Below are 22,843 nucleotides of genomic sequence, written 5' to 3'. Positions count from 1 at the left end.
CCCCAACCCCGTTCCCCGACGCCCTGCACCCCCAAGCATCCTGGCGCCCGGGCCGATATGTGGCGGCTGTCTGTGGCGGGTGAGGGGGTCTATAGACTCACTCACCCGCCACGGTTCAGCGATGTCGCCGCGCACCCCGGGCCTGCCGTCGGGGCAGGCGTTCCCGGACACCCGGATTCCCCGAAGACCGACGCCCCCGGGCACCCGACGCCTCCCGGGCACCGCGGCGTGCCCGGGCAGCGACGGTCCCTGGGCGCCCCGATGTTCCGCGGGAGTGGACGTCCAGTGGATGTGGGTGGTTCGGGGAGGTGTTCGGGGTGGTTAGGCCAAACTGGGCCAGTTCGGCCGGTTGGGCCCGATCAGAGCACCAGGTCCTCGAGCATGGTTGTGACGAGGGCGGCGATCGGGGACCGCTCGGAGCGGGTCAGGGTGACGTGGGCGAACAGGGGGTGGCCCTTGAGTGTCTCGATGACCGAGGCGACTCCGTCATGACGGCCGACCCGCAGGTTGTCGCGCTGGGCGACGTCGTGGGTGAGGACGACCCGCGAGCCCTGGCCGAGCCGGGACAGGACCGTCAGCAGCACGCCCCGCTCAAGCGACTGTGCCTCGTCCACGATGACGAAGGCGTCGTGCAGCGAGCGGCCGCGGATGTGCGTGAGCGGGAGCACCTCGAGCATGCCCCGATCGACGATCTCCTCGATGACCTCGGGCGACACGAGCGCGCCGAGGGTGTCGAAGACGGCCTGCGCCCACGGTGCCATTTTCTCGTTCTCGCTGCCGGGCAGGTAACCGAGGTCCTGGCCGCCGACGGCGTAGAGCGGGCGGAAGACGACGACCCGCCGGTGCAGCCGGCGTTCCATGACCGCCTCGAGGCCGGCGCACAGGGCGAGGGCGGACTTTCCCGTACCCGCGCGGCCACCGAGGGAGACGATGCCGACCTCGTGGTCGAGGAGCAGGTCGAGGGCCACCCGCTGCTCCGCGGAGCGGCCGTGCAGCCCGAAGGCGTCGCGGTCGCCGCGCACGAGCTGGATGGACTTGTCGGCGGTGACCCGGCCGAGTGCCGAGGCGCTCCCTCCGGGCGCGGTGAGCACGAGGCCGGTGTGGCAGGGCAGGTCGGCCGCCTCCGCGGCCTCGACGAGCTCCTTGGCGTAGAGCCGGTCGAGATCGTCCTGGCTGACGGTCAGCTCCGCCATCCCGCTCCAGCCGCTGTCGACCGGCGACAGTGCCTGGTACTCCTCCGCGGCGAGCCCGACCACGGATGCCTTCACACGCAGCGGCAGGTCCTTCGTGACCAGCACCACCTCGGCGCCTTCACGCGCGAGGTTGAGGGCCACCGAGAGGATCCTGGAGTCGTTGTCGTCCACGCGGAACCCCGGTGGAAGCACGGACGAGTCGGTGTGGTTAAGTTCCACTCGGAGCGTTCCACCGGTCTCCAGCGGCAGTGGCTGGTCCAGCCGGCCGTGGCGGATCCGGAGGTCGTCCAGGATGCGCAGTGCCTCCCGGGCGAACCAACCCAGCTCCGGGTGGTTTCGCTTACCTTCCAGCTCCCCTATGACGACCAGGGGGAGCACGACATTGTGCTCCGCGAACCGCAGCAGCGCGCCAGGATCAGAGAGCAGCACGCTTGTGTCGACGACATGCGTTCGTGGCACACGCCCACCCGCTTACTCGGAGGTATCCGGGACCGGGCCCCTGAGCAGGAGCCGGGTACCGGCCTCCTGACGTTGTCGCAGTTGCGGCACCGAGGGGCCTCCCGAGTGGCCGACCCGATGTCGGACCACGACTTGAGACGCTAGGGCTCTCACGTTAGCCGCCACCCCGCAAGATGGCGACCAACTTCTTACAACACGCTTCGCTTGTCTTTGTGTGCCCTTCGTGGTCCATGCTCGGCGAAGACTCGGTTCTAGTCACCCTCTGCGAATAATCTCACGGACCGAAACCGAGCAGTTCTTCTCAGGTCGCGGCGCCGGCGGCGCTCGGACCTCCTGGCGCGGTGAGACTCTTCCCACCGCGGACCAGCCTCGACGGCACGGGGCCCGTCCCGCGCGCACCCCGCCCTCGGCTACCCCGCGCCGGCACGGGCCGCGGGCCGCGCTCCCCGCAGCGCCGTCCCCGCGACGCGGCCGTCCCCGAAACGCCGAACCGGCGCCCGCGAATGATCGCGGACGCCGGTTCGACGCCCCGGGGAGGGACACCGGCCGCGGTGCGGTCGGTCTCCTCCGGTCGTCAGCCGTCCAGACGCCTGGCCCTCGAGGCCGTTCAGTCCTCGAGAAGCCCGGCCCGCGCCGAGCTCAGCCCGCGCGAGCTGACTGGCTGGCCGTCAGCCGTTGAGGCGCTTGGTGAGTGCCTCGTGCTCCGCCCACAGCTGGGCCGGCAGGCGGTCGCCGAAGGTGTTGTAGTGCTCCGGGATCAACTCCGCCTCCTGCCGCCACACCTCGGTGTCGACGGAGAGCAGCGTCTCCAGGTCGGCCTCGGAGACGTCCAAGCCCTCGGTGGGGAGCTCGCCCGGGGCCGGGAGGATGCCCAGCGGGGTCTCCGTGCCCTTCGCCTCGCCGTCGAGCCGGCTCGCGACCCAGGCCAGCACGCGGCTGTTCTCGCCGAACCCTGGCCAGAGGTAACGGCCCTCGGGGCTCTTGCGGAACCAGTTCACGTAGTAGATCCGCGGCAGCTTGTCCGGGTCGGCCTTGTTGCCGATCTCCAGCCAGTGGGCGAAGTAGTCGGCCATGTTGTAGCCGCAGAACGGCAGCATCGCGAACGGGTCCCGTCGCAGCTTGCCGATCGCCCCGGCCGCGGCGGCAGTGGTCTCGGAGGAGACGATCGAGCCGAAGAACACCCCGCGCTGCCAGTCCGGCGCCTCGGTCACCAGCGGGACGGCCGTCGCGCGGCGGCCGCCGAACAGGATCGCCGAGATGGGAACGCCGGCCGGGTTCTCCCACTCGGGCGCCATGGTCGGGCACTGGCTCGCCGGCACGGTGAACCGGGCGTTCGGGTGCGCGGCCGGTTCGGTCGAGTCGGGCGTCCAGTCCCGGCCCTTCCAGTCGATGAGGTGCGCGGGCTTGTCCGGAGTGAGGCCCTCCCACCAGACGTCACCGTCGTCGGTCCGCGCGACGTTGGTGAAGACCGCGTTCCCCCACAGGGTCTTGACCGCGTTCGGGTTGGTCTCCTCGCCGGTGCCCGGCGCCACCCCGAACAGACCCGCCTCCGGGTTGACGGCGTAGAGCCGGCCGTCGTCACCGAAGCGCATCCAGGCGATGTCGTCGCCGACCGTCTCGGCCTTCCAGCCGGGCAGCGTCGGGATCAGCATCGCGAGGTTGGTCTTGCCGCATGCCGACGGGAACGCGGCGGCGATGAAGTGGACCTTGCCGGCCGGCGAGGTCAGCTTGAGGATCAGCATGTGCTCGGCCAGCCACCCCTGGTCACGCGCCATGACCGAGGCGATGCGCAGGGCGTAGCACTTCTTGCCGAGCAGCGCGTTGCCGCCGTAACCGGAGCCGTACGACCAGATCTCGCGGGTCTCCGGGAAGTGCGTGATGTACTTCGTCGAATTACACGGCCACGGGACGTCCGTCGCGCCCGGCTCCAGGGGCGCGCCCAGTGAGTGAACCGCCGGGACGAAGAAGCCGTCGTCACCGAGCTGGTCCAGCGCGGGAGTTCCCATACGGGTCATCGTGCGCATGGAGATGACGACGTAGGGCGAGTCCGTGATTTCGACGCCGAGCGCCGAGATGTGCGAACCGAGCGGACCCATGCAGAACGGGACGACATACATCGTCCGTCCCCGCATGCATCCGGAGAAGAGCTCACCCAGCTTCGTGCGCATTTCGGCCGGATCAAGCCAGTTGTTCGTCGGGCCGGCATCCTCGGCCTTTTCCGAACAAATGTAGGTCCGGTCCTCCACACGCGCCACGTCGCTGGGGTCCGAAGCGGCGTAGAAGCTGTTCGGGCGTTTCTCGTCGTCAAGCTGGACGAGAGTGCCCTTGTCGATGAGCAGTGATGTCAGCCGATCGAACTCGGATTCCGAGCCGTCGCACCATTCAATACGGTCCGGCTGGGTGAGTTCGGCGATCTCACGCACCCAGGCGAGCAGCCTGGCGTGCTTGGTGGGGGCGGCATCCAGCCCGGGAATCTGTGCCGCGGTCGTCACAGCTCACACCTCCGGTCGAGTTGAACCTGTCGCGTTCTCGTCCCGTGTGCGAGTGCCGTGAGCCAGGTGCCGCGTTCGCACCCGAACACCACCAGACACCCAGGTACAAACCTGTGGGAAACGGGGCAGTTCGAGGCCGCGTTCAGGATCATTAGACTGTACCGCTCTTTCGGTGCAGAGTCGCGCGGTAGGCAGTACGCGGAAACGTAGGATCCATCACGCACCGGGACGGACCGACCGCCGCTGGTCGGCTCCGCTTCGTGACCCCGATGCCGACCCGATATCGTTCTGCCCCGTGGCCTCCCCCGCGCGGCAGACCGTCGGCTCCGACGACGCGACCTCGAACTCCCATCCGCGTGACCTGGTGCGACCGCGCATGCGGGGGTGGCTACACGCCGGAGCATTCCCTGTGAGCCTCGCACTCGGCGTCATTGCGGTGGCACTGGCCACGACACTGAGGGCCCGCCTCGGGGTGGGCGTTTACGCGATCAGCATTGCCGCACTGTTCGGAACCAGTGCCCTCTATCACCGAAAAATGTGGTCGACCTCACGCGCCCGCTCGCTGATGAAGCGCCTCGACCACTCTATGATCTTCATTTTCATCGCCGGCACCTACACCCCATTCGCCCTCATCGCGATGCCGGAGCACACCGCACGCATCGTGCTGGCCGTCGTCTGGGGCGGCGCGGCGCTGGGCGTGCTGGTGCGCATGCTGTGGCTGCACTCGCCGCGCTTCCTGATCGTCCCGCTCTACATCGCCCTGGGCTGGGTCGCCGTCTTCGTCATACCCGAGCTGATGCACCAGGCCGGCGTGGCCGCGATGGTCCTGCTACTGGTGGGCGGCGCCTGCTACAGCCTCGGCGCGCTGGTGTACGCCACCCGCCGACCTGACCCGGCACCCAGCACCTTCGGGTACCACGAGGTGTTCCACGCATTCACCCTCGTCGCCGCCGGCTGTCACTACACAGCACTGATGATCGCCATGCTCGGCTGACTCCCGGCACACCCGCACGTGTTTGTGACGCGGCGGTGACCGCGGCCCCGCCGCCCGCCACCGAAGGCCGTGCCCGGATCCACCACGGGCGGTCACCCGGCCGGGCCAAAAGTCCGGCCCCTTGGCCCGGCCGACCGGGATACGAAATGCCGAATCACCCGGGACGGGTGACCGGTGGCCGCCGGCGGATTCACCCTCGGCCGGTCGGACCCACCGTCCAAGATTCGACGACAGACAGTCGGGACGGGACTAGATTCCCGGTCCTTCCGACCGGATCTGCTCTACCTTTTCCATCGCTTCGCGCAACCGGGCGAGCCAGGTGTCGGCGTTCTCCCCCACCAGCCGCACGCACCAGGCAAGGGCCTCGCTCCGGCTGCGCGCCACCCCGGAATCGACCAGGGTGTCGAGAACCTGCCGCTCGGGCTGGCGCAGCCGGGTCATCACCGGAACGGACACGGTGGTGAACAACTCCGTACTACCTCCGAGCGACACCCCCCAGGACACGCTGCGGCCGTAGCGCAGTTCCGCCTCCCGGGCCATGCCGATTCGCGCGTCCCGGGTCTCCTCGCGGAATCCGCGGATTCGGCCGACCCGGTCCGCGTCCGACGGCGGCAGCGCGCCGACCACGGTGATCTCGTCCCGGTCGACGGTGACCTTCGGTGGCCCGGTGAACCAGCCGTCGGGTACTCGGCGGGCGAACCACGCGGCGACGTCATCGGCCGGGACGGGCTCGGGCCGTTCGCCTCCCCGTCCGCCCCCACGCCCGCGAAGACCGGCCATGACAGACCCCTCACCTGGTCGGATGGCACGCCCGGTCGGGCGGCACGGTGGCCCCGCCCGGGCCGGCCGCTCACGCCGCGCCCGGCCCGCGCCGCCGATTACATGCTTACACAGCCAATCGTGACAGTGCGCGGGCCGTCCGGACCAGGCACGTTCGGCCTCAGCGAACAAACCGGCCCGTGCCAATCGGGTCAGGCTGATCGAGTCAGGCTGGAAGCCGCACTCCCAGCCGCGCGCGGACCTCCTCCGGGGTCCGCGCCGGGAGCTCGCAGACGAAGTCCCGGCAGATGTAGACGGCCGGCTCGTCCCGGCCCGCGGTCAGCGGGCCCTCGGTGACGACGACCGCGCCGGGAGCGGTGCCGAGCCTGGCCAGACGCTCCAGATCCGGCCGGCCGACCACCGCGACCTCGGCCGGCCCGGCCAGCAGGGCCTCCGCGACGGCACCCGCCCAGCCGGCGAAACGGGCGTCCCGGCTCAACAGCGGGGTGAGCTGCTCGACGGTCGCCCGCGCGCTGTCCCGGTGATCGGCGGAGCCGGTGAGCGCCGCGTAGGTCAGCAGGGCGCCGGCGACGGCCGCCTGGCCCGAGGGGGTCGCCGAGTCGGAGGCGTCCCGCGGCCGGCGCAGCAGCGCCTCGGCGTCGTCCGCGGTGTCGAAGTAGCCGCCGTCCGGCGCCGCGAACCGCGCCCGGACCACATCGAGCAACTCGCCGGCGAGCGCGAGCCAGCCCGCGGTGCCTGTCACCTGGTGCAGCGTGAGGAAGCCCTCGGCGACACACCCGTAGTCCTCCAGCACACCGGCGTTGGGGCCGCGCCGGCCGTCCCGGCTGGTCCGCCACAGCCGGCCCTCATGCAGGTGGACGTCCCGCAGCAGCTCGGCGGCGCGCTCGGCGGCCCCCACCCAGGACGGCTCGCCCAGCAGCGCGCCCGCCTCGGCGAGCGCCCCGATGACCAGACCGTTCCAGGCCGCGACGATCTTGTCGTCCCGGGCCGGCTGTGGGCGGGTGGCGCGCGCGGCGGCCAGCGCCGCCCGGACCCGGGCGAACCTGGCGGGGTCCTCCGGGTCGGCCGGCAGCATCAGCACGGACGTCCCGTGCTCGAACGACCCCTCCGCGGTGACCCCCAGGACCCGCGCGGCCAGGGCACCGTCGTCGGGGCCGAGCACGTCCACCAGCTGGGCGGGCGTCCACGAGTAGCTCGCGCCCTCCTCGGGATGGCCGCCGGGGCTGCCCGCCGGCACGGCGTCGGCGTCGAGCGCCGAGGCGAAGCCCCCCTCGGGGGTACGCAGGTCGGCGAGCAGGAAGGCCGCGGTCTCGCGCACCACCCGCTCGGCCAGCGGCAGGCCCGTGGCCCGCCACAGATGCAGGTAGACCCGCAGCAGCTGGGCGTTGTCGTACAGCATCTTCTCGAAGTGCGGGACGGTCCACGACTCGTCCACGCTGTAGCGGGCGAAGCCGCCGCCGAGCTGGTCGTACATCCCGCCGCGCGCCATCCGCTCGCAGGTCTCGCGCACCATTCCCAGGGCCCGGCCGTCCCCGGTGCGGGCCCAGCTCCGCAGCAGCATCTCGGCGACCATCGACGGTGGGAACTTCGGCGCCCCGCCGAACCCGCCGTGTACGGAGTCGAACCGGTCGGCCAGCCCGGCGACCGCCCGGTCGAGAAGGTCGGCCGTGATCTGTGTTGTGGCCCCACCGCCGGACGCCGCTCCACCGGGCGCCACCGCCTCCGCCAGCTGGCGGGCGATGTCCGCCCCGGACTGCTCGACCTCCGCCCGGCGCGCCGTCCACGCGTCCACGATGGCCGCCATGACCTGGGGGAACGACGCGCTGCCCCGCATCGGCCGGGGTGGGAAGTAGGTGCCGGCGAAGAACGGCTCGGCGGCCGGGGTGAGGAACACCGTCATCGGCCAACCGCCATGCCCGGTGAGCGCGACCGTGACGTCCATGTACACCGAGTCGACGTCGGGGCGCTCCTCCCGGTCGACCTTGATGTTGACGAAGTGCTGGTTCATGTACGCGGCGATCTCGGGGTCCTCGAAGGACTCGTGCGCCATGACGTGGCACCAGTGGCAGGCCGCGTAGCCCACGGAGAGCAACACCGGCACCCCGCGGGTGGTGGCCTCGGCGAACGCCTCGGGCCCCCAGGGCCACCAGTCGACCGGGTTGTCGGCGTGCTGCAGCAGGTAGGGGGACGTCTGCTCCGCGAGCTTGTTGGGCACCGCACCACCATGCCATCGCCACGGCCGGGACATCGGCCGCGCCAGGGCAATCAGGGCCCCTCCGGCCCACAGTCTCGCGACAGCCGTGCGCGGGAGGAGGGGGGCCGTGGCCGAACCGATACGCTGGAGGCCGAAGGTGATCCCCGCTGTTCACTCGCTCCGGTTCACGACCGCCTCGACCGCCACGACCTCGCTGGGCCCGCGGACGGCCGTCGTCGGCAGGGCGCGCGAACGCGGGCGGGTCAACAGTGATCGAAGCCCTGGGATGCGACCTGCCATGAGCGAGACGACCGAGCGCGGCCCCGCCGCGGTGCCCGCGGGAACCGCGGCCGGTGACGGCGACCTGCCCCACCGGTACGACTCCCGGCTGGCCGCCGAGATCGAGCGGCACTGGCAGCAGCGGTGGCTGCGGGAGGGCACCTTCGAGTCGCCGAACCCGACGGGCCCGCTGTCCGAGGGCTTCGAGGCGGTCCGCGGCCGTGACCCGTTCTACGTCCTCGACATGTTCCCGTACCCGAGCGGAACCGGCCTGCATGTGGGCCACCCGCTGGGCTACATCGGCTCGGACGTCTTCGCCCGCTTCCTGCGAATGACCGGGCGCCATGTCCTGCACACCTTCGGCTACGACGCCTTCGGGTTGCCGGCCGAGCAGTACGCCATCAACACCGGCCAGCACCCCCGGGTGACGACCGAGGCGAACATCGCGAACATGCGCCGCCAGCTCTCCCGGCTGGGGCTGGGCCACGACACCCGCCGCGAGATCGCCACCACCGACACCGCGTACTACCGATGGACACAGTGGATCTTCCTGAAGATCTTCGACAGCTGGTACGACGAGGCCGCCGGGCGGGCCCGTCCGATCAGTGAGCTGGTCGAGGAGCTCGACGCCGGGCACCGCGCCGCGACCGGGCCCGGCACGGCCGAGGCGAACCCGCGGCAGGCCGCCTGGTCGGAGCTGACCGCGACGGAGCGCCGCCGGGTCGTCGACGCGCACCGGCTGACCTACATCTCCGAGGAGCTGGTCAACTGGTGCCCGGGGCTGGGCACGGTGCTGGCCAACGAGGAGGTCACGCCCGAGGGTCGCAGCGACATCGGGAACTATCCGGTCTACCGCCGTCCGCTGCGCCAGTGGATGATGCGGATCACCGCCTACGCGGACCGGCTGATGTCCGACCTGGACCTGGTCGACTGGCCGGATTCCATCAAGCACATGCAGCGGAACTGGATCGGCCCGAGCGACGGCGCGACCGTCCGCTTCTCCACGGTCACCGGCGCGGGCGACACGGCCGGCGCGGGCGACACCGCTGGCGCAGGCGGGGTGGATGCCCCGGTCGGGCCGGCGCCGATCGACGTCGAGGTGTACACCACCCGGCCCGACACCCTGCCGGGTGCGACCTTCCTCGTCCTGGCGCCGGAGCACCCGCTGGTCGACGCCCTGACCGCCACCTCGTGGCCGACCGACACCCCGGCGGGCTGGCGCTTCGCGCAGGAACGCCCTGCCGGTGTCACCGACGGGGAGTGGACGCCCCAGGCGGCCGTCGACGCCTACCGGGCGTTCGCCGCCCGGCGCAGCGACCGCCAGCGCGGCGGCACGGAGATCGACCGCACCGGCGTGTTCACCGGGACGTACGTCCGCAACCCGGTCGGCGGCGGCGTGATCCCGGTCTTCCTGGCGGACTACGTCCTGCTCGGCTACGGCACCGGCGCGATCATGGCGGTGCCCGCGCACGACGAGCGTGACTTCTCCTTCGCCCGGGAGTTCGGCCTGCCCATTCCCGCGGTCCTGGAGCCCGACGAGGCGTGGCTGGCCGAGCGCGACCTGGCCGCCGGGGCTCCGGCGTCGTCCTGGCCGGAGGCGTTCAGCGGCGAGGGCTCGTATCTGGCCGGCGCCACGGACCGGCCCGTGCTGGCCGGCCTGTCCAAGGCCGACGCGATCAAGACGACGATCAGCTGGCTGGAGGACGACGGCCGCGGCCGGGCGACCCGCTCCTACCGGCTGCGGGACTGGCTGTTCTCCCGCCAGCGCTACTGGGGTGAGCCGTTCCCGATCGTCTTCGACGACGACGGCATGCCCCGCGCCGTACCCGAGGACCAGTTGCCGGTCGAGCTCCCGGAGATGACCGACTTCCGGCCGAAGGCGATGGCCGACGACGACGAGAGCGAGCCCGTCCCCCCGCTGGCCCGGGCCAGCGAGTGGACCACGGTCACCCTCGACCTGGGCGACGGCCCGCGCAGCTACCGCCGCGAGCTGAACACGATGCCGCAGTGGGCCGGCTCCTGCTGGTACTACCTGCGCTACCTGGACCCGACGAACTCCGAGCGCTTCGTCGACCCGGCCGTCGAGCGCTACTGGATGCACTCCGAGCGCGGCCCGGCCGGCGACGGCGGCGTCGACCTGTACGTGGGCGGCGTCGAGCACGCCGTGCTGCACCTGCTCTACGCCCGGTTCTGGCACAAGGTGCTGTACGACCTGGGCCTGGTCTCGACCAGGGAGCCGTTCAAGCGGCTCTACAACCAGGGCTACATCCAGGCGGACGCGTTCACCGACGAGCGCGGCATGTACGTCGCGGCGGCCGAGGTCGTCCAGGGTGCCGACGGGTCGTTCAGCCACGAGGGCGCCCCGGTCAACCGGCGCTCCGGGAAGATGGGCAAGAGCCTCAAGAACAGCGTCAGCCCCGACGAGATGTACGACAGCTACGGGGCCGACACGCTGCGCGTGTACGAGATGGCGATGGGCCCGCTGGACGCCCACCGTCCGTGGCGCACCGACGACATCGTCGGCTCCTACCGGTTCCTGCAGCGGCTGTGGCGCAACATCATCGACGAGGGCACCGGGGAGCCACGGGTCCGTGCCGCCGCGCTCGACGACGAGACCGCGCAGGCCCTGCACCGGACGATCCTGGCCGTTCGCGCCGACTACGCCGAGCTGCGCTTCAACACCGCGGTCGCCCGGCTCATCGAGCTGACGAACCTGGCCAGCAAGCGCTTCGGCGCCGGGCTCGACGGCCCGCCGCGGGAGCTGGCCGAGGCGTTGGTGCTGATGGCCGCGCCGCTGGCGCCGCACATCGCCGAGGAGCTGTGGACGCGGCTGGGGCACACCGGCTCGGTCTGCGCCGTGCCCTTCCCCGAGGGGGACGAGTCGCTGGCGGCGGCCGCGACGGTGCGGCTACCGGTGCAGGTCAACGGCAAGGTGCGCTTCACGATCGACGTCCCGGCCGACGCGGACGAGGCGGCCGTGCGTGCGGTCCTGGAGGCACATGCGGACTACACCCGGCACACCTCCGGGCGCACCATCAAGCGCCTTATCGTGGTCCCCGGCCGGATCGTGAACATCGCCCTGGGCTGAGCCGGCCGGCCGGGCCGACTGAGCCCACCGGCCGACTGACCCAACCGGCCGACTGACCCAACCGGCCGGTAGGCCCAACCGGTGGGGCCGGCCGGGAGAAACGCCCGGCACGGCCCGCCGGTAGGCGATCTCCGGCGGTGGGTCCGAAACGCCCGGGACGCCAACCGCCGCCGGCTGGCACGATGGACGGGTGCTGCCGAGCGTCCTGGTGATCCGGCCGGGCTTCGGAATCCCGGCCGGCGAGCTGGCGTGGCGCTATTCGCGATCCGCCGGGCCCGGCGGCCAGTCGGTGAACACCTCCGACTCCCGGGTCGAACTGTCGTTCGACCTGGCCCGGTCGGGCTCCGTCCCGGAGCAGATGCGGGAGCGGGCGTTGTCCCGCCTTGACGGGCGGCTGGTGGACGGCGTGCTCACGCTCGCCGCCTCCGAGCACCGCTCCCAGCTCCGCAACCGGGAGGCCGCACTCGCCCGGCTGGCCAGCACCCTCCGGGAGGCCACCGCGCCGCCGCCCCGGCCGCGCCAGGCGACCCGCCCCACCCGCGGCTCGGTCGAGCGCCGGCTGGCCGGCAAGAAGCGCCGCTCCACGATCAAACGTGCCCGCCGCGACCGCCCGGACGACTGAACACCCAGGCAGCAGCACTGGTACCGAGAGCAGCACCCGGCGACCGAGCGGCCGGGCCGCAGGTCAGGCCGGGTCCGGGTCCTTCTCCGCGCCGGTCGCCGTGCCACCGGTCGCGGCGCCGCCTGCCGCCGCACTGCCTGCCGCCGGTTCGGAGGCCGGCGCCGAATCTTCGGCCGCGGCCCGGCCCCGCTCGCGAGCCTCCGAGCCGAACTCGCCGCTGGCGACGTTCGCCCGCATCCGGCGCAGGCTGCCCGAGAGGAACGTGAACAACGCGACCGAGGCGAGGATCAGCGCGAAGACCACGAGAGCGCCACCGGTACCCGTGCCGATCTCCGCGGCGAGCCGCGTTCCGCCGGATGTGTCACCCACCGACCGGCACCTCCTGTTCGCTGTCCTATGTCCGCTGTCCGATGTCGATGTCCGGTGCGTCTGCCCGTTCCGCGACCCTACGCCGCGCCACCGACAGTCAGCGGATCCCGTTGAACAGATCGTCCTCGGGGAGGATCCCGACCTCGATCAGCGACCGGGCGAGCTGGTAGTCCTCGGTGGGCCACGCCTGGCGCTGCAGTGCCAGCGGCACCTGGAACCACGGCCCGCTCGGGTCGACCTGGGTGGCGTGCGCGAGCAGGGCGCGGTCGCGCACCTCGAACCAGTCGGCGCAGGGCACCCGGGTGGTGAGCCGGCCGGTGTCCTCGGCGCGGTCGATCCACTCGTCGAGCCGCTTGGCATAGGGCGACTCCAGCCCGGCGGCCAGCATTCCCTCGTGCAGGGCGAGGATCCGGTCCTTGTGGAACGTGAGGTGGTAGTAGAGCTTCAGCGGCTGCCACGGCCCCAGGCCGACGTCAGCGCCGACCTCGGGGTAGCGCGCCGGGTCACCGGCCGCCTCGAACGCCTCCACGCTGATCCGGTGCGTCATGATGTGGTCGGGGTGCGGGTAGCCGCCGTTCTCGTCGTAGGTCGTGACGACCTGCGGGCGGAACTCGCGGATCAACTGGACCAGCGGCCGGGACGCGGCGGCCAGCTCCAGCGTGGCGAAGCTCCCTTCCGGCAGCGGCGGCGGCGGGTCACCTTCGGGCAGCCCCGAGTCGAGGAACCCCAGCCACTCCTGGCGCACGCCCAGGATCTGCCGCGCCCGCTCCATCTCCTCCCGGCGGACCTCGGTCATCCGGGCCAGCACCTCGGGAGAGTCCATTGCCGGGTTGAGGACGCTGCCCGCCTCGCCGCCGGTACACGTGACCACCAGGACCTCGAGGCCCTCGTATGCGTAGCGGGCCATCGTCGCCGCGCCCTTGCTGGACTCGTCGTCGGGATGCGCGTGGACGGCCATGAGCCGCAGACCACGCTCCTGTTCGTCCGGGAACATGCGACCATTGTGGCTGACGGCCGGACGGGCCCAGCCCAGGCCGACACGGCGACAGCCGGGTGCACGGTGAGCGCCTGACGCGGGCCGGCGAGCGCCTCGCACCGGCCGCCGGGTACCCGGGCTACCGGCCGGTAGCGCCGCAAGGGCAGGCGTTCGGCCAGGCACACGGCCGGCGTTCGGGCGGGTCGCCGGGGTGCCATGCGGTCACCCCGACAGGGTGGGCACGGAAGCCACCCGGTCACCCGGCGAGACCCAGTTCACTTTCGATCTGGAAAAGTCACCGAGAGCCGTGGCAGAATACACCGTCCGCGCACGCTCCGAAGACAGCGAGGTCGCCGGCCGGCACGCCGACATCGTCGTCGGCCCGGCCTCGAGCGAGCCACCGGTCAACGGCCGCGCCGGCCCGTCGCACGGACGGCCGCGCGCGCCGGGAGAACCGACGTCGAGGACGGCCGGAACACCCGCTCGGCTCGGCCTCGTGCCGACCGCCGTGGCGTCGGCCGCGCGCTGACCTCACGAGGTCGGAACGGGGTCGTCGGAACAACGGTGTCGCCGAAACAGAGTCGGACAAACCGGCAACCATGATTCCCTCCAGTAAAGTAAGAACTTTGGTATCCCTCGAGGAGCGTGACGCGTGACGCAGCAGACCTGGCTCACTCAGGAGGCCTACGACCGACTTCGCTCCGAGCTCGACTACCTCACGGGCACCTGGCGGACGGAGATCGCCGCGAAGATCGAGGCCGCGCGGGAGGAAGGCGACCTGAAGGAGAACGGTGGCTACCACGCGGCCAAGGAGGAGCAGGGCAAGCAGGAGGCCCGCATCCGCCAGCTGATGGACCTGCTCCGCGACGCGCGCGTCGGCCAGGCGTCGTCCTCCGCGTCCGGCGAGGCCGGACCCGGCACGATCGTCGAGATCCGCTTCCCCGGGGAGAAGGAGACCGAGCGGTTCCTGATCGGCTCACGCGAGGACCACAGCGCGAGCATCGAGGTGTTCTCCCCCGCCTCCCCTCTGGGCGGCGCGGTCACCGGGCACAAGGCCGGAGACACGGTGAAGTACACGCTTCCCAACGGCCGGCCGGCCACCGTGGAGATCGTCTCGGTCGCGCCGTACGCGTCCTGAGGACGTCGCCCTACGTGTTCTGAGGACGTCTCGGGCGAGCGGTGCGGAGTACGCCATAAGCGGACGGCCTCCCACTCCGCTGCGCGCGGGCCGGCGTGGACGTACCGTCGGCTGGTGGCAGATCCGCCGGCTCCGCACAGTCCGTCCACGCCTCCGACGAACCCGATCACCGTCGGCTCGACGGCCCGGAAGACGACCGACGCCCCCGGGTCCGGAACTCCGCCGACCGAGATCACCCTGGCTGACCTGCGCAGATCAGGGCACCGGCAGCGCTCGGTGCGCGCCGAGCTGCGCGGCAACCTCCTCGCCAGGATGCGGGCCGACGAGACCCGTTTCCCGGGCATCGTCGGTTTCGACGACACCGTCCTGCCGCAGGTCGAACGGGCGCTGCTGGCCGGGCACGACATCGTCTTCCTCGGCGAGCGCGGGCAGGGCAAGACCCGTCTGATCCGCACACTCGTCGGCCTGCTCGACGAGTGGTCGCCGGCCGTCGCCGGCTGCGAGATCAACGACCACCCCTACGCGCCGGTGTGCGGCCGGTGCCGCCTGCTGCTCGCCGAGGTGGGCGAGCGGCTGCCCATCGCCTGGCGGCACCGCTCGGAGCGCTTCGGCGAGAAACTCGCGACCCCCGACACCAGCGTCGGCGACCTGATCGGCGACGTGGACCCGGTGAAGGTCGCCGAGGGCCGCACCCTCGGCGACCCGGAGACCGTCCACTACGGGCTGGTCCCGCGGACCAACCGCGGCATCTTCAGCATCAACGAGCTGCCCGACCTGGCCGAGCGCATCCAGGTCTCGCTGCTCAACGTGCTTGAGGAGCGCGACATCCAGGTCCGCGGCTACATGCTGCGGCTGCCGCTGGACATCCTGCTGGTCGCCTCGGCGAACCCGGAGGACTACACCAACCGTGGCCGGATCATCACGCCGCTGAAGGACCGCTTCGGCGCCGAGGTCCGCACGCACTACCCGCTGCGCCTGGACGACGAGCTGCGGCTCATCCGACAGGAGGCCGTGGTCTCCTGGGCCGACTCGCCGCTGGGCCGGCCCGAGCTGCCCGACCACCTCATCGAGGTGGTCGCCCGGTTCACCCGGGCAGTGCGCGACGCGCCGCAGGTGGACCAACGCTCGGGTGTGTCGGCCCGGCTCGCGGTGGCGGCGGCGGAGACGGTGGCCGCCTCGGCCGTCCGCCGGGCGGCGCTGACCGGCGAGGACACCGCCACCGCGCGGGTCGTCGACCTGGCCGCGATCGTCCCGGCGGTACGGGGCAAGGTCGAGTTCGACCAGCTCGAGGAGGGCCGCGAGGACGAGGTCCTGGCCCTGCTGCTGCGCCGCGCGATCGCGGAGACCTTCCGGGCGAAGCTGGCCGGCACCGACCTCTCCGGCCTGCAGCAGCGCTTCGAGCGCGACGGCGCGGTCGAGACGGGCGATCTCGTCCCGGCCGCCGAGCTGCTGCGCCGGGTCGGTCCCGTCCCAGGCCTGGCGGCGATCCTCAACCGCCTCGACATCGACGGCGCGGAGTCGCCGGGGCTGGCCGCGGCCGCCCTGGAGCTGGCGATGGAGGGCCTGCACCTCAACCGCCGGCTCGCCAAGGAGGAACTGCCCGGCCGGACGGTCTACGGGGGCTGACCGCCGGTGCCGGGCCCCGCACCACTCCGCCAATCCGCGACGCCACCGGCGCGACGCCGGACGCGGCCGCGGCCGCACGGCACAGGCCACCCAGGAGGAACCGGTGAGTTCCGGACAGTTCCGCTACGGCCCATGGGACGGCGGGCCGGACCCGCTGGCCTCCCCGTTCTCCGCAACCGACGCCATGGACGAGATGTCCCGGCAGATCCTCGAGGGGCGCACGCCCCGGGAGGCCCTGGAAAGCCTGCTGCGCCGGGGCATGCCGAACCGCCGCGGCCTGGACGACCTGCGCCGCGCGATCGAGCGCCGGCGCCGCGAGGCCCGCTCGCGCGGCCGGCTGGACGGCACCCTCGAGGAGGTCCGTCGGCTGCTCGACACCGCGGTCGGGCAGGAGCGGGCCGCGCTGTTCCCCGACCCGGCGGACGAGGCGCGGATGCGCGAGGCGGAGCTGGACGCGCTGCCGTCCGACCCGGCCCGGGCCGTGCGCGAGCTGGCCGACTACGACTGGCGCTCGCCGCAGGCCCGCGAGACCTACGAGCAGATCTCCGACCTGCTGCGCCGCGAGGTCCTCGACGCGCAGTTCCGCGGCATGAAGCAGGCGCTGCAGGGCGCCTCGCCCGAGGACATGGCCCGCGTGCGCGAGATGGTCCGCGAGCTCAACGAGCTGCTGGAGGCGGACGCCCGGGGTGAGGACACCCAGGGCCGCTTCGACGAGTTCATGCGCCGCAACGGCGAGTTCTTCCCGGAGAACCCGCGCAACCTCGACGAGCTCGTCGACGTGCTCGCCCGCCGGGCCGCGGCGGCGGCGCGCCTGCTCGCCGGGCTGACCCCCCAGCAGCGCCAGGAGCTCGCCGACCTGATGTCCACCGCGATGGAGGACATGGGCCTGGCCACCGAGATGTCCCGGCTGTCGCAGGCGCTGCGGTCGGCCCGGCCGGGCCTGGACTGGGGCGGGCGCTCGCGCGGGCGCGGCCGGGGTCGGTTCTCCGACGCGATGACCGGCGAGGAGCCGCTCGGCCTCGGCGACGCGACCAGCGCGCTCGAGGAGCTGGCGGAGCTCGACGACCTCGCGGCCTCACTCAGCCAGGACTACCCGGGCGCGTCCCTGGACGACGTCGACCCGGAGGCCGTCGAGCGCGCGCTCGGCCGTTCGGCCGTCGACGACCTGCGCAACCTGCAGCAGATCGAGCGGGAGCTCGAGCGGCAGGGGTTCGTCACCCGCCGCGCCGGAGCGCTGGAGCTCACGCCGCGGGCCGTCCGGCGCATCGGGGAGTCGGCGCTCGCGCGGATCTTCCGCGAGGTGGCGGCGCGCGGGCGCGGCGACCACAGCCTCACCGACGCCGGCTCGGCCGGTGACCTGCTCGGGACGTCCCGGCGCTGGCAGTTCGGTGACACCCAGCCCATCGACGTCGTCCGCACGGTGCGCAACGCGGTGCTGCGCGGCGGGCCGCCGGGGCGGGGCCGGCGGATCCGGCTGGCGGTCGACGACTTCGAGGTCGCCGAGACGGAGCGGCGCACCAGCGCGGCCGTCTGCCTGCTCGTGGACCTCTCCTACTCGATGGCGCTGCGCGGCACCTGGGGGGTGGCGAAGTCGACCGCGCTCGCACTGCACACCCTGGTGGCCACCCGGTTCCCGCAGGACAAGGTGCACATCGTCGGCTTCTCCGACTACGCCCGCGAGCTGCGCCCGGTCGAGCTCGCCGGGCTCGACTCGGAGATGGTCCAGGGCACGAACCTGCAGCACGCGCTGCTCATCGCCGGACGGCTGCTGCGCCGCTACCCGGACTCCGAGCCGGTGATCATGGTGGTGACGGACGGCGAGCCCACAGCCCACCTGCAGCGCAACGGCACGCCGTCCTTCTCCTGGCCGCCGCTGCCCGAGACACTGGAGCTGACGCTCGCCGAGGTCGACCGGCTGACCCGCCGCGGCGTCACGATCAACGTCTTCATGCTGGACGACGAGCCCCGCCTGGTGCGCTTCGTCGAGGAGATGGCCCGCCGCAACGGCGGGCGGGTGCTCTCCCCGGACCCGTCCGCGCTGGGCAGCTACGTCATCCGGGACTACCTGCGCTCCCGCGGCTCACGGCGCGTCGCCCGCTGAGCCCCGGGTCGGCCGGCGAACCACCCGACCCAACATGAGCACCATGAGTTATCAACCTGCTACCGTGCGCACTCGTGGTGGCAGAGCGCGGACGCGGCGACGGACTCGGAACCCACCGGCGCCGGCGGTGGGTCGCCGCGGCCGCGGTGGCGGCGGCACTGTGCTCGGTCGCCCCGACCGTCCCGACGCTGGCGGCCGCCGCCGCCGGTGACCTCCCGGCCGGCGGTGCCACCGAAGCCGTCCCGCCCGCGCCCTTCTCGGACCTGCCCGGCCCCTTCGCCGGCCCGTACTCCGAACCGCTCGGACGTCCCTACGCCGAGCCGATGTCGGCGCCGGTCGCGGCGAGCCCCTACGAGCAGTCCCGGATCGAGCGGTACTGGTCCGCCGACCGGCGCGCCCGGGCGCAGACGGCGGACGCGGCCGAGCGCGGCGACCGGCCGGCCCCGTCCGCACTGGAAGGGGCCGCCACGGCCGGCGAGGCCCAGCGCGACGCCACGCCGCCGCCGCCGAGCACCGGCGCCCCCTACGTCTACGGCGGGCTGGCGACGAAGACGGTCGGCCGGCTGTTCACCACGCTGCGCGGTGTCGACTACGCCTGCTCGGCGACGGTCGTGTCCAGCCCGGGCCGCGACCTGGCCGTGACCGCGGGCCACTGCCTGCACCAGGGCACGGGCGACCAGTTCGCGACGAACGTCGTCTTCATGCCCGGATACTCCGAGGGACGGATGCCGTACGGGCTGTGGACAGCCCGCCGGATCACTGTCACCCCGGGCTGGGGCCTGGACGGGGACTTCGACTACGACACCGGGTTCGTCCTGTTCAACGCGCGCGGGGGCCGTCACGTCGAGGACGTCGTCGGCGCCCAGCGCATCGCCTTCAACCAGCCCCGCACCTTCGCGCAGTACGCGTTCGGATACCCGCGGCTGGCGCCCTACGACGGCAACCGGCTGGTCTACTGCGCCGGGGCTCCCTCCCCCGACCCGTACGGGACGGTGTCGCTCGGGCTGAACTGCGACATGACCGGTGGCGCCAGCGGCGGACCGCTGATCATCGGGCTCGGCCGGGCCGGGCCCGGGGCCGGCTGGGTCGACAGCGTGGTCAGCTACGCCTACGTCGGCGAGTCGCAGACCATCTACGGCACCTACTTCGGGCGGGCGATCGAGCTGCTGTACTACCAGGCGATGGAGCTCTGACCGCCGCGGCGGGGCCCCGAAGGTGGACCCGAAGGTGGAGTCGTGCCGCCCCACGGCGGGCGCCCCGCCGGCGCTGGATACGGTCTCGACATGCCGCACTCGGGCAGCTTCGGGCTCTTCCTCACCCTCCACGTGCTCTCGGCCGTCCTGCTCGTCGGGCCGCTCTGCGTCACGACCGCCGCGGCCCCCGGGCTGGTGCGGACGGGCCCGGCCGGCCTGCCCAGGATGCGCGCCGCCGTGCGGACGACCAGGTACTACCCGCCCGCGACCGTCCTGATCGTTCTTTTCGGGCTGGTGATCGTGCGGCAGGGGTCGTTCGGCAGCGTCCGCGGGTTCGGCGACCCGTGGCTGGCGGCGTCGATCGTGCTGTGGCTCGCGGCGGTCTCGATCACGATGACCGTGGTCGCGCGGAACCTGCAGAAGGCCGTCCACGAGATCGAACGCGGCGGTGACGCGCGCCGCCAGCTCCCGATGATCACCATCGGGGCCGCGGCCGCCGTCACCTGCTGGGTCGTGGTGATCGCGCTCATGGTGGTGAAACCGGGGTCCTGACCATGCTGTCCGGGGCCCGCGTGCGCGCCGCGTCCGCGCGCACGGTCTCGCCGTGGTGCGTGACGTCCTCCAGTCGGTCCAGCAGCCGGCTCCAGATCTGTCTGGGCAGGTCGTGCCCCATCCCGTCAATCTCCATCAGCTCCGCGGACGGAATCGCGGCCGCGGTCAGCCGTCCACCGCGGACGGGGATCAGCGGATCGAGCGTGCCGTGTACGACGAGGGCCGGCACCCGCAGCGCGCGCAGCGCCTCGGTGCGGTCCGGCGCCACCAGGACGGCGGCGAGCTGCCGGGCGACCCCCGCGGGGTTCTGCCGCCGCTCCCAGAGCACCGCCGAGCGGGTACGCAGCCATTCGACGTCGAGCACGAACTCCGGCGAGCCGATGACCCGGGCGGACTCCTCGGCGGCGAGGACGAACTCCGCCAGGTTGGTCGGGCTGGGGCGCAGCAGCAGGTCGACGGCCTCGTCCGTCGGCTTCACGGTGGGATCGCCGGGGTGTGACATCACCGAGGTGATGCTGCGCACCCGCTCGGGGCTGGTCAGCGCGAGGATCTGCGCCACCATCCCGCCCAGCGAGAGGCCCAGGACGTGGGCGGAGTCGAGCCCGAGGACGTCCATCAGGCCCAGCGTGTCGGCGGCCAGGTCCTCGAGCCGGTAGGGCGCGAGCTCCGTCTCGCCGTTCACGATGGCCAGCAGGTCGGGCTCGCCGTGCCAGTCGAGGTGAGTGGAGTGCCCGACGTCCCGGTTGTCGAAGACGATCACCCGGTAGCCGCGCCGGACCATGCTCGTGAGCAGCTCGGGATGCCAACCGACGAGATGCTGTCCCATCCCGCTCACGAGTACCAACGGCAGTCCGTCCGGATCACCGTGCACCTCGACGGCCAGCTCGAGGCCGTTGACGGGAACGATTCTCATGCCCGGGACGGTAGCGACCACCCGGCCGTTTCGTCAGTGCACAGCCGCGAATCGGCTTCATGTCACCCGCGTCACACAGGGGTGATCCACGTGCCCTCGGGGTGACCCGCCTCCCGCCCCGGGCCGGCCGGTGGCCCGTCGGGGAGCGCCGCACCGCCGCATCAACTACTTTCAGTAGTTGACCGTACTCTTTCCGTAGCAGACGCCGGGCGGTTGCGCGTGGTATTCCCAACGATCGAGTTCGCCGCGTTCCTGGTGGTCGTCATGGCCGTCTCCTGGCTGCTCATGCCGGTCCCACTGCTGTGGAAACCGTTCATCCTGGGCGCCTCCTACTTCTTCTACGCCTACGCGGACGCCCGGTTCGTGCTGCTCATCGTCGCCTCCACCCTGATCAACCAGGCCGCGGCGGTCGCCATCCACCGCTTCCGGGACAGGCGAATCCTGATCGCCGCCATCGCCTGCGACCTCGGACTGCTGGGCTGGTTCAAGTACTACGGTTTCTTCGCACTGTCCGTCGACCGGGCCCTGCAGGATGTCGGGCTGCCCGCACCGCTGCCGCTGCTGCAGGTCGCGCTGCCGATCGGGATCTCGTTCTTCACGTTCCAGGCGCTGTCCTACGTGATCGACGTGTGGCGGGGCGACATCCGCCCGGTGTCACTGATCGACTTCGCCGTCTACGAGGCGTTCTTCCCGCACCTCGTCGCCGGGCCGATCGTGCGGGCCAGCGAGTTCACCCCCCAGCTCACCGCGCCGCGGGACCCGCGCCAGGTACAGGCGACCAGGGCGGTCTTCCTCATCGCGGGCGGACTGGTGAAGAAGGTCGTCCTCGCGGACCTGCTCGCCACCCGCATCGTCGACCCGGTCTTCGACGCACCGGGACAGCACTCCTCCGGCGAGATCGCGGTGGCGGTCTACGGCTACGCCGTACAGATCTACTGCGACTTCTCCGCCTACTCGGACATCGCGATCGGCGTGGCCCTGCTGCTCGGCTTCCGCTTCCCCGACAACTTCGACCGCCCCTACACGGCCACCAGCCTCCAGGACTTCTGGCGCCGATGGCACATGACGCTGTCCCGGTGGCTGCGCGACTACGTCTACCTCCCGCTGGGCGGAAACCGCGCGGGCCGCCGCCGGACGTACGTCAACCTGATGATCACCATGGTCCTCGGTGGACTCTGGCACGGCGCCGCGTGGACGTTCGTCGTCTGGGGCGCCCTGCACGGCGGCGGACTCGCCGCCGAACGCGCCTGGCGCGCCCGCCGCGACGGCCGACCGCGCCCAATGGACGGATTCGGCGGCGGCGGTACCGGTGACGTCGGCGGCGGTGGGGTCGGTGGAGTCGGTAGGCCGATGGTGCCCGCGCCGGCCCGGTCCCTGGAGGTGCCGGTGGGTGCCCTGGCGGACCGGTCGGGCCCCACCGGCGCGGCCGTCGCGGTCGGCGGCGCCGCCCCGGTCGCGGCCACCGTCCCGATGCACGGCCGGCGGCACACGTCACAGGCCTGGCTCGGACGTCTCGTTGTGTTCCACTTCGTCTGCGCGGCCTGGGTGCTGTTCCGGTCACCCGACCTCGCGACAGCCGGCGAGATCTTCCATCGCCTGCTCACCGCCGGCGGACCATCGCCCCTGGTGACGAACACCGTGCTGGTCGCCATAGCGATCGGCCTCGGCACGGCCGCCGTCCCCCGGCTCTGGTGGATCCGGGCACAGCAGGCCTTCGCCGCCCGCCCACTGACCGTGCAGATCATCATGGTGGTCGCGTTCCTGCTGGTCATCTACACCTTCGTCGGCCAACAGGACGTCGCGCCGTTCATCTATTTCCGGTTCTAAGTAACGATCATGCTGCTGTGCAGGTCAGGGCCTATGTCGATGACGAT

At 72.1% G+C, this 22,843-nt stretch carries 17 protein-coding genes; 10 read left to right on the top strand and 7 right to left on the bottom strand.

What is annotated here, in order from left to right; all coding sequences use genetic code 11:
- Positions 1-359: 359 nt before the first annotated feature.
- Together FMEAI12_RS14065 and FMEAI12_RS14055 are read right to left on the bottom strand one after the other, a co-directional pair.
- A complete protein-coding gene (locus FMEAI12_RS14065) occupies positions 360-1,652 on the bottom strand; it encodes a PhoH family protein (protein ID WP_071059262.1) in 1,293 nt (430 codons plus the stop codon).
- Positions 1,653-2,320: 668 nt separating this feature from the next.
- Positions 2,321-4,144 carry a phosphoenolpyruvate carboxykinase (GTP) gene (locus tag FMEAI12_RS14055; protein WP_112106376.1) on the bottom strand — a complete coding sequence of 608 codons (1,824 nt, stop codon included), beginning with the start codon at positions 4,142-4,144 and terminating at the stop codon, positions 2,321-2,323.
- A 376-nt stretch (positions 4,145-4,520) separates the two neighbouring features.
- Between FMEAI12_RS14055 and FMEAI12_RS14050 the strand changes: the two genes are divergently transcribed.
- Entirely contained in the window at positions 4,521-5,138 is a 618-nt protein-coding gene (locus tag FMEAI12_RS14050; RefSeq protein WP_112106379.1) for a hemolysin III family protein, read from the top strand.
- Between the two features lie 249 nt (positions 5,139-5,387).
- Here the strand turns inward: FMEAI12_RS14050 and FMEAI12_RS14045 are convergent, their stop codons facing one another.
- Both FMEAI12_RS14045 and FMEAI12_RS14040 read right to left on the bottom strand, forming a co-directional pair.
- Positions 5,388-5,918, bottom strand: coding sequence for a hypothetical protein (locus FMEAI12_RS14045; protein WP_020458481.1), 531 nt, complete (start codon positions 5,916-5,918; stop codon positions 5,388-5,390).
- Between the two features lie 205 nt (positions 5,919-6,123).
- A complete protein-coding gene (locus FMEAI12_RS14040; RefSeq protein WP_112106375.1) occupies positions 6,124-8,133 on the bottom strand; it encodes a thioredoxin domain-containing protein in 2,010 nt (669 codons plus the stop codon).
- A gap of 277 nt (positions 8,134-8,410) precedes the next feature.
- Between FMEAI12_RS14040 and FMEAI12_RS14035 the strand changes: the two genes are divergently transcribed.
- Together FMEAI12_RS14035 and arfB are read left to right on the top strand one after the other, a co-directional pair.
- On the top strand, positions 8,411-11,479 hold the full coding sequence (locus tag FMEAI12_RS14035; RefSeq protein ID WP_112106374.1) for a leucine--tRNA ligase: 3,069 nt from the start codon (positions 8,411-8,413) through the stop codon (positions 11,477-11,479).
- 190 nt (positions 11,480-11,669) lie between these two features.
- Positions 11,670-12,101 carry an alternative ribosome rescue aminoacyl-tRNA hydrolase ArfB gene (gene arfB, locus FMEAI12_RS14030; RefSeq protein WP_020458478.1) on the top strand — a complete coding sequence of 144 codons (432 nt, stop codon included), beginning with the start codon at positions 11,670-11,672 and terminating at the stop codon, positions 12,099-12,101.
- Positions 12,102-12,164: 63 nt separating this feature from the next.
- Here arfB and FMEAI12_RS14025 read toward each other — a convergent pair whose 3' ends face one another.
- The gene (locus FMEAI12_RS14025) at positions 12,165-12,470 is read right to left on the bottom strand and encodes a hypothetical protein (protein WP_112106373.1); all 306 of its coding nucleotides are present in this window, start codon (positions 12,468-12,470) and stop codon (positions 12,165-12,167) included.
- Positions 12,471-12,567: 97 nt separating this feature from the next.
- Positions 12,568-13,464: a mycothiol conjugate amidase Mca gene (gene mca, locus FMEAI12_RS14020; protein WP_112106372.1), complete on the bottom strand. Its 897-nt coding sequence runs from the start codon at positions 13,462-13,464 to the stop codon at positions 12,568-12,570.
- A gap of 289 nt (positions 13,465-13,753) precedes the next feature.
- Here mca and FMEAI12_RS36620 point away from each other — a divergent pair, with 289 nt between their 5' ends.
- The 6 genes from FMEAI12_RS36620 to FMEAI12_RS13990 all read left to right on the top strand — a co-directional run bounded on the left by FMEAI12_RS36620 (position 13,754) and on the right by FMEAI12_RS13990 (position 20,056).
- Entirely contained in the window at positions 13,754-13,975 is a 222-nt protein-coding gene (locus FMEAI12_RS36620; RefSeq protein WP_157904188.1) for a hypothetical protein, read from the top strand.
- A gap of 123 nt (positions 13,976-14,098) precedes the next feature.
- Entirely contained in the window at positions 14,099-14,584 is a 486-nt protein-coding gene (gene greA, locus FMEAI12_RS14010) for a transcription elongation factor GreA (RefSeq protein WP_112106370.1), read from the top strand.
- 114 nt (positions 14,585-14,698) lie between these two features.
- Positions 14,699-16,210 carry a sigma 54-interacting transcriptional regulator gene (locus FMEAI12_RS14005; RefSeq protein WP_112106369.1) on the top strand — a complete coding sequence of 504 codons (1,512 nt, stop codon included), beginning with the start codon at positions 14,699-14,701 and terminating at the stop codon, positions 16,208-16,210.
- 103 nt (positions 16,211-16,313) lie between these two features.
- A complete protein-coding gene (locus FMEAI12_RS14000) occupies positions 16,314-18,311 on the top strand; it encodes a VWA domain-containing protein (protein ID WP_112106368.1) in 1,998 nt (665 codons plus the stop codon).
- Between the two features lie 77 nt (positions 18,312-18,388).
- Positions 18,389-19,504: a hypothetical protein gene (locus FMEAI12_RS13995; protein ID WP_235013988.1), complete on the top strand. Its 1,116-nt coding sequence runs from the start codon at positions 18,389-18,391 to the stop codon at positions 19,502-19,504.
- A gap of 42 nt (positions 19,505-19,546) precedes the next feature.
- The gene (locus tag FMEAI12_RS13990) at positions 19,547-20,056 is read left to right on the top strand and encodes a hypothetical protein (RefSeq protein ID WP_235013987.1); all 510 of its coding nucleotides are present in this window, start codon (positions 19,547-19,549) and stop codon (positions 20,054-20,056) included.
- Here the strand turns inward: FMEAI12_RS13990 and FMEAI12_RS13985 are convergent.
- Positions 20,031-20,969, bottom strand: coding sequence for an alpha/beta fold hydrolase (locus FMEAI12_RS13985; protein ID WP_112106365.1), 939 nt, complete (start codon positions 20,967-20,969; stop codon positions 20,031-20,033). The genes FMEAI12_RS13990 and FMEAI12_RS13985 overlap by 26 nt on opposite strands.
- Before the next feature lie 219 nt (positions 20,970-21,188).
- Here FMEAI12_RS13985 and FMEAI12_RS13980 point away from each other — a divergent pair, with 219 nt between their 5' ends.
- Positions 21,189-22,796, top strand: coding sequence for an MBOAT family protein (locus FMEAI12_RS13980; RefSeq protein WP_112106364.1), 1,608 nt, complete (start codon positions 21,189-21,191; stop codon positions 22,794-22,796).
- Positions 22,797-22,843 lie beyond the last annotated feature (47 nt).

This window comes from Parafrankia sp. Ea1.12 (assembly GCF_900465275.1).
Classification (GTDB): domain Bacteria; phylum Actinomycetota; class Actinomycetes; order Frankiales; family Frankiaceae; genus Parafrankia; species Parafrankia soli.
The sequence above is the reverse complement of the archived record's forward strand: the minus strand, read 5'-3'. Positions and strand labels throughout refer to the sequence as shown.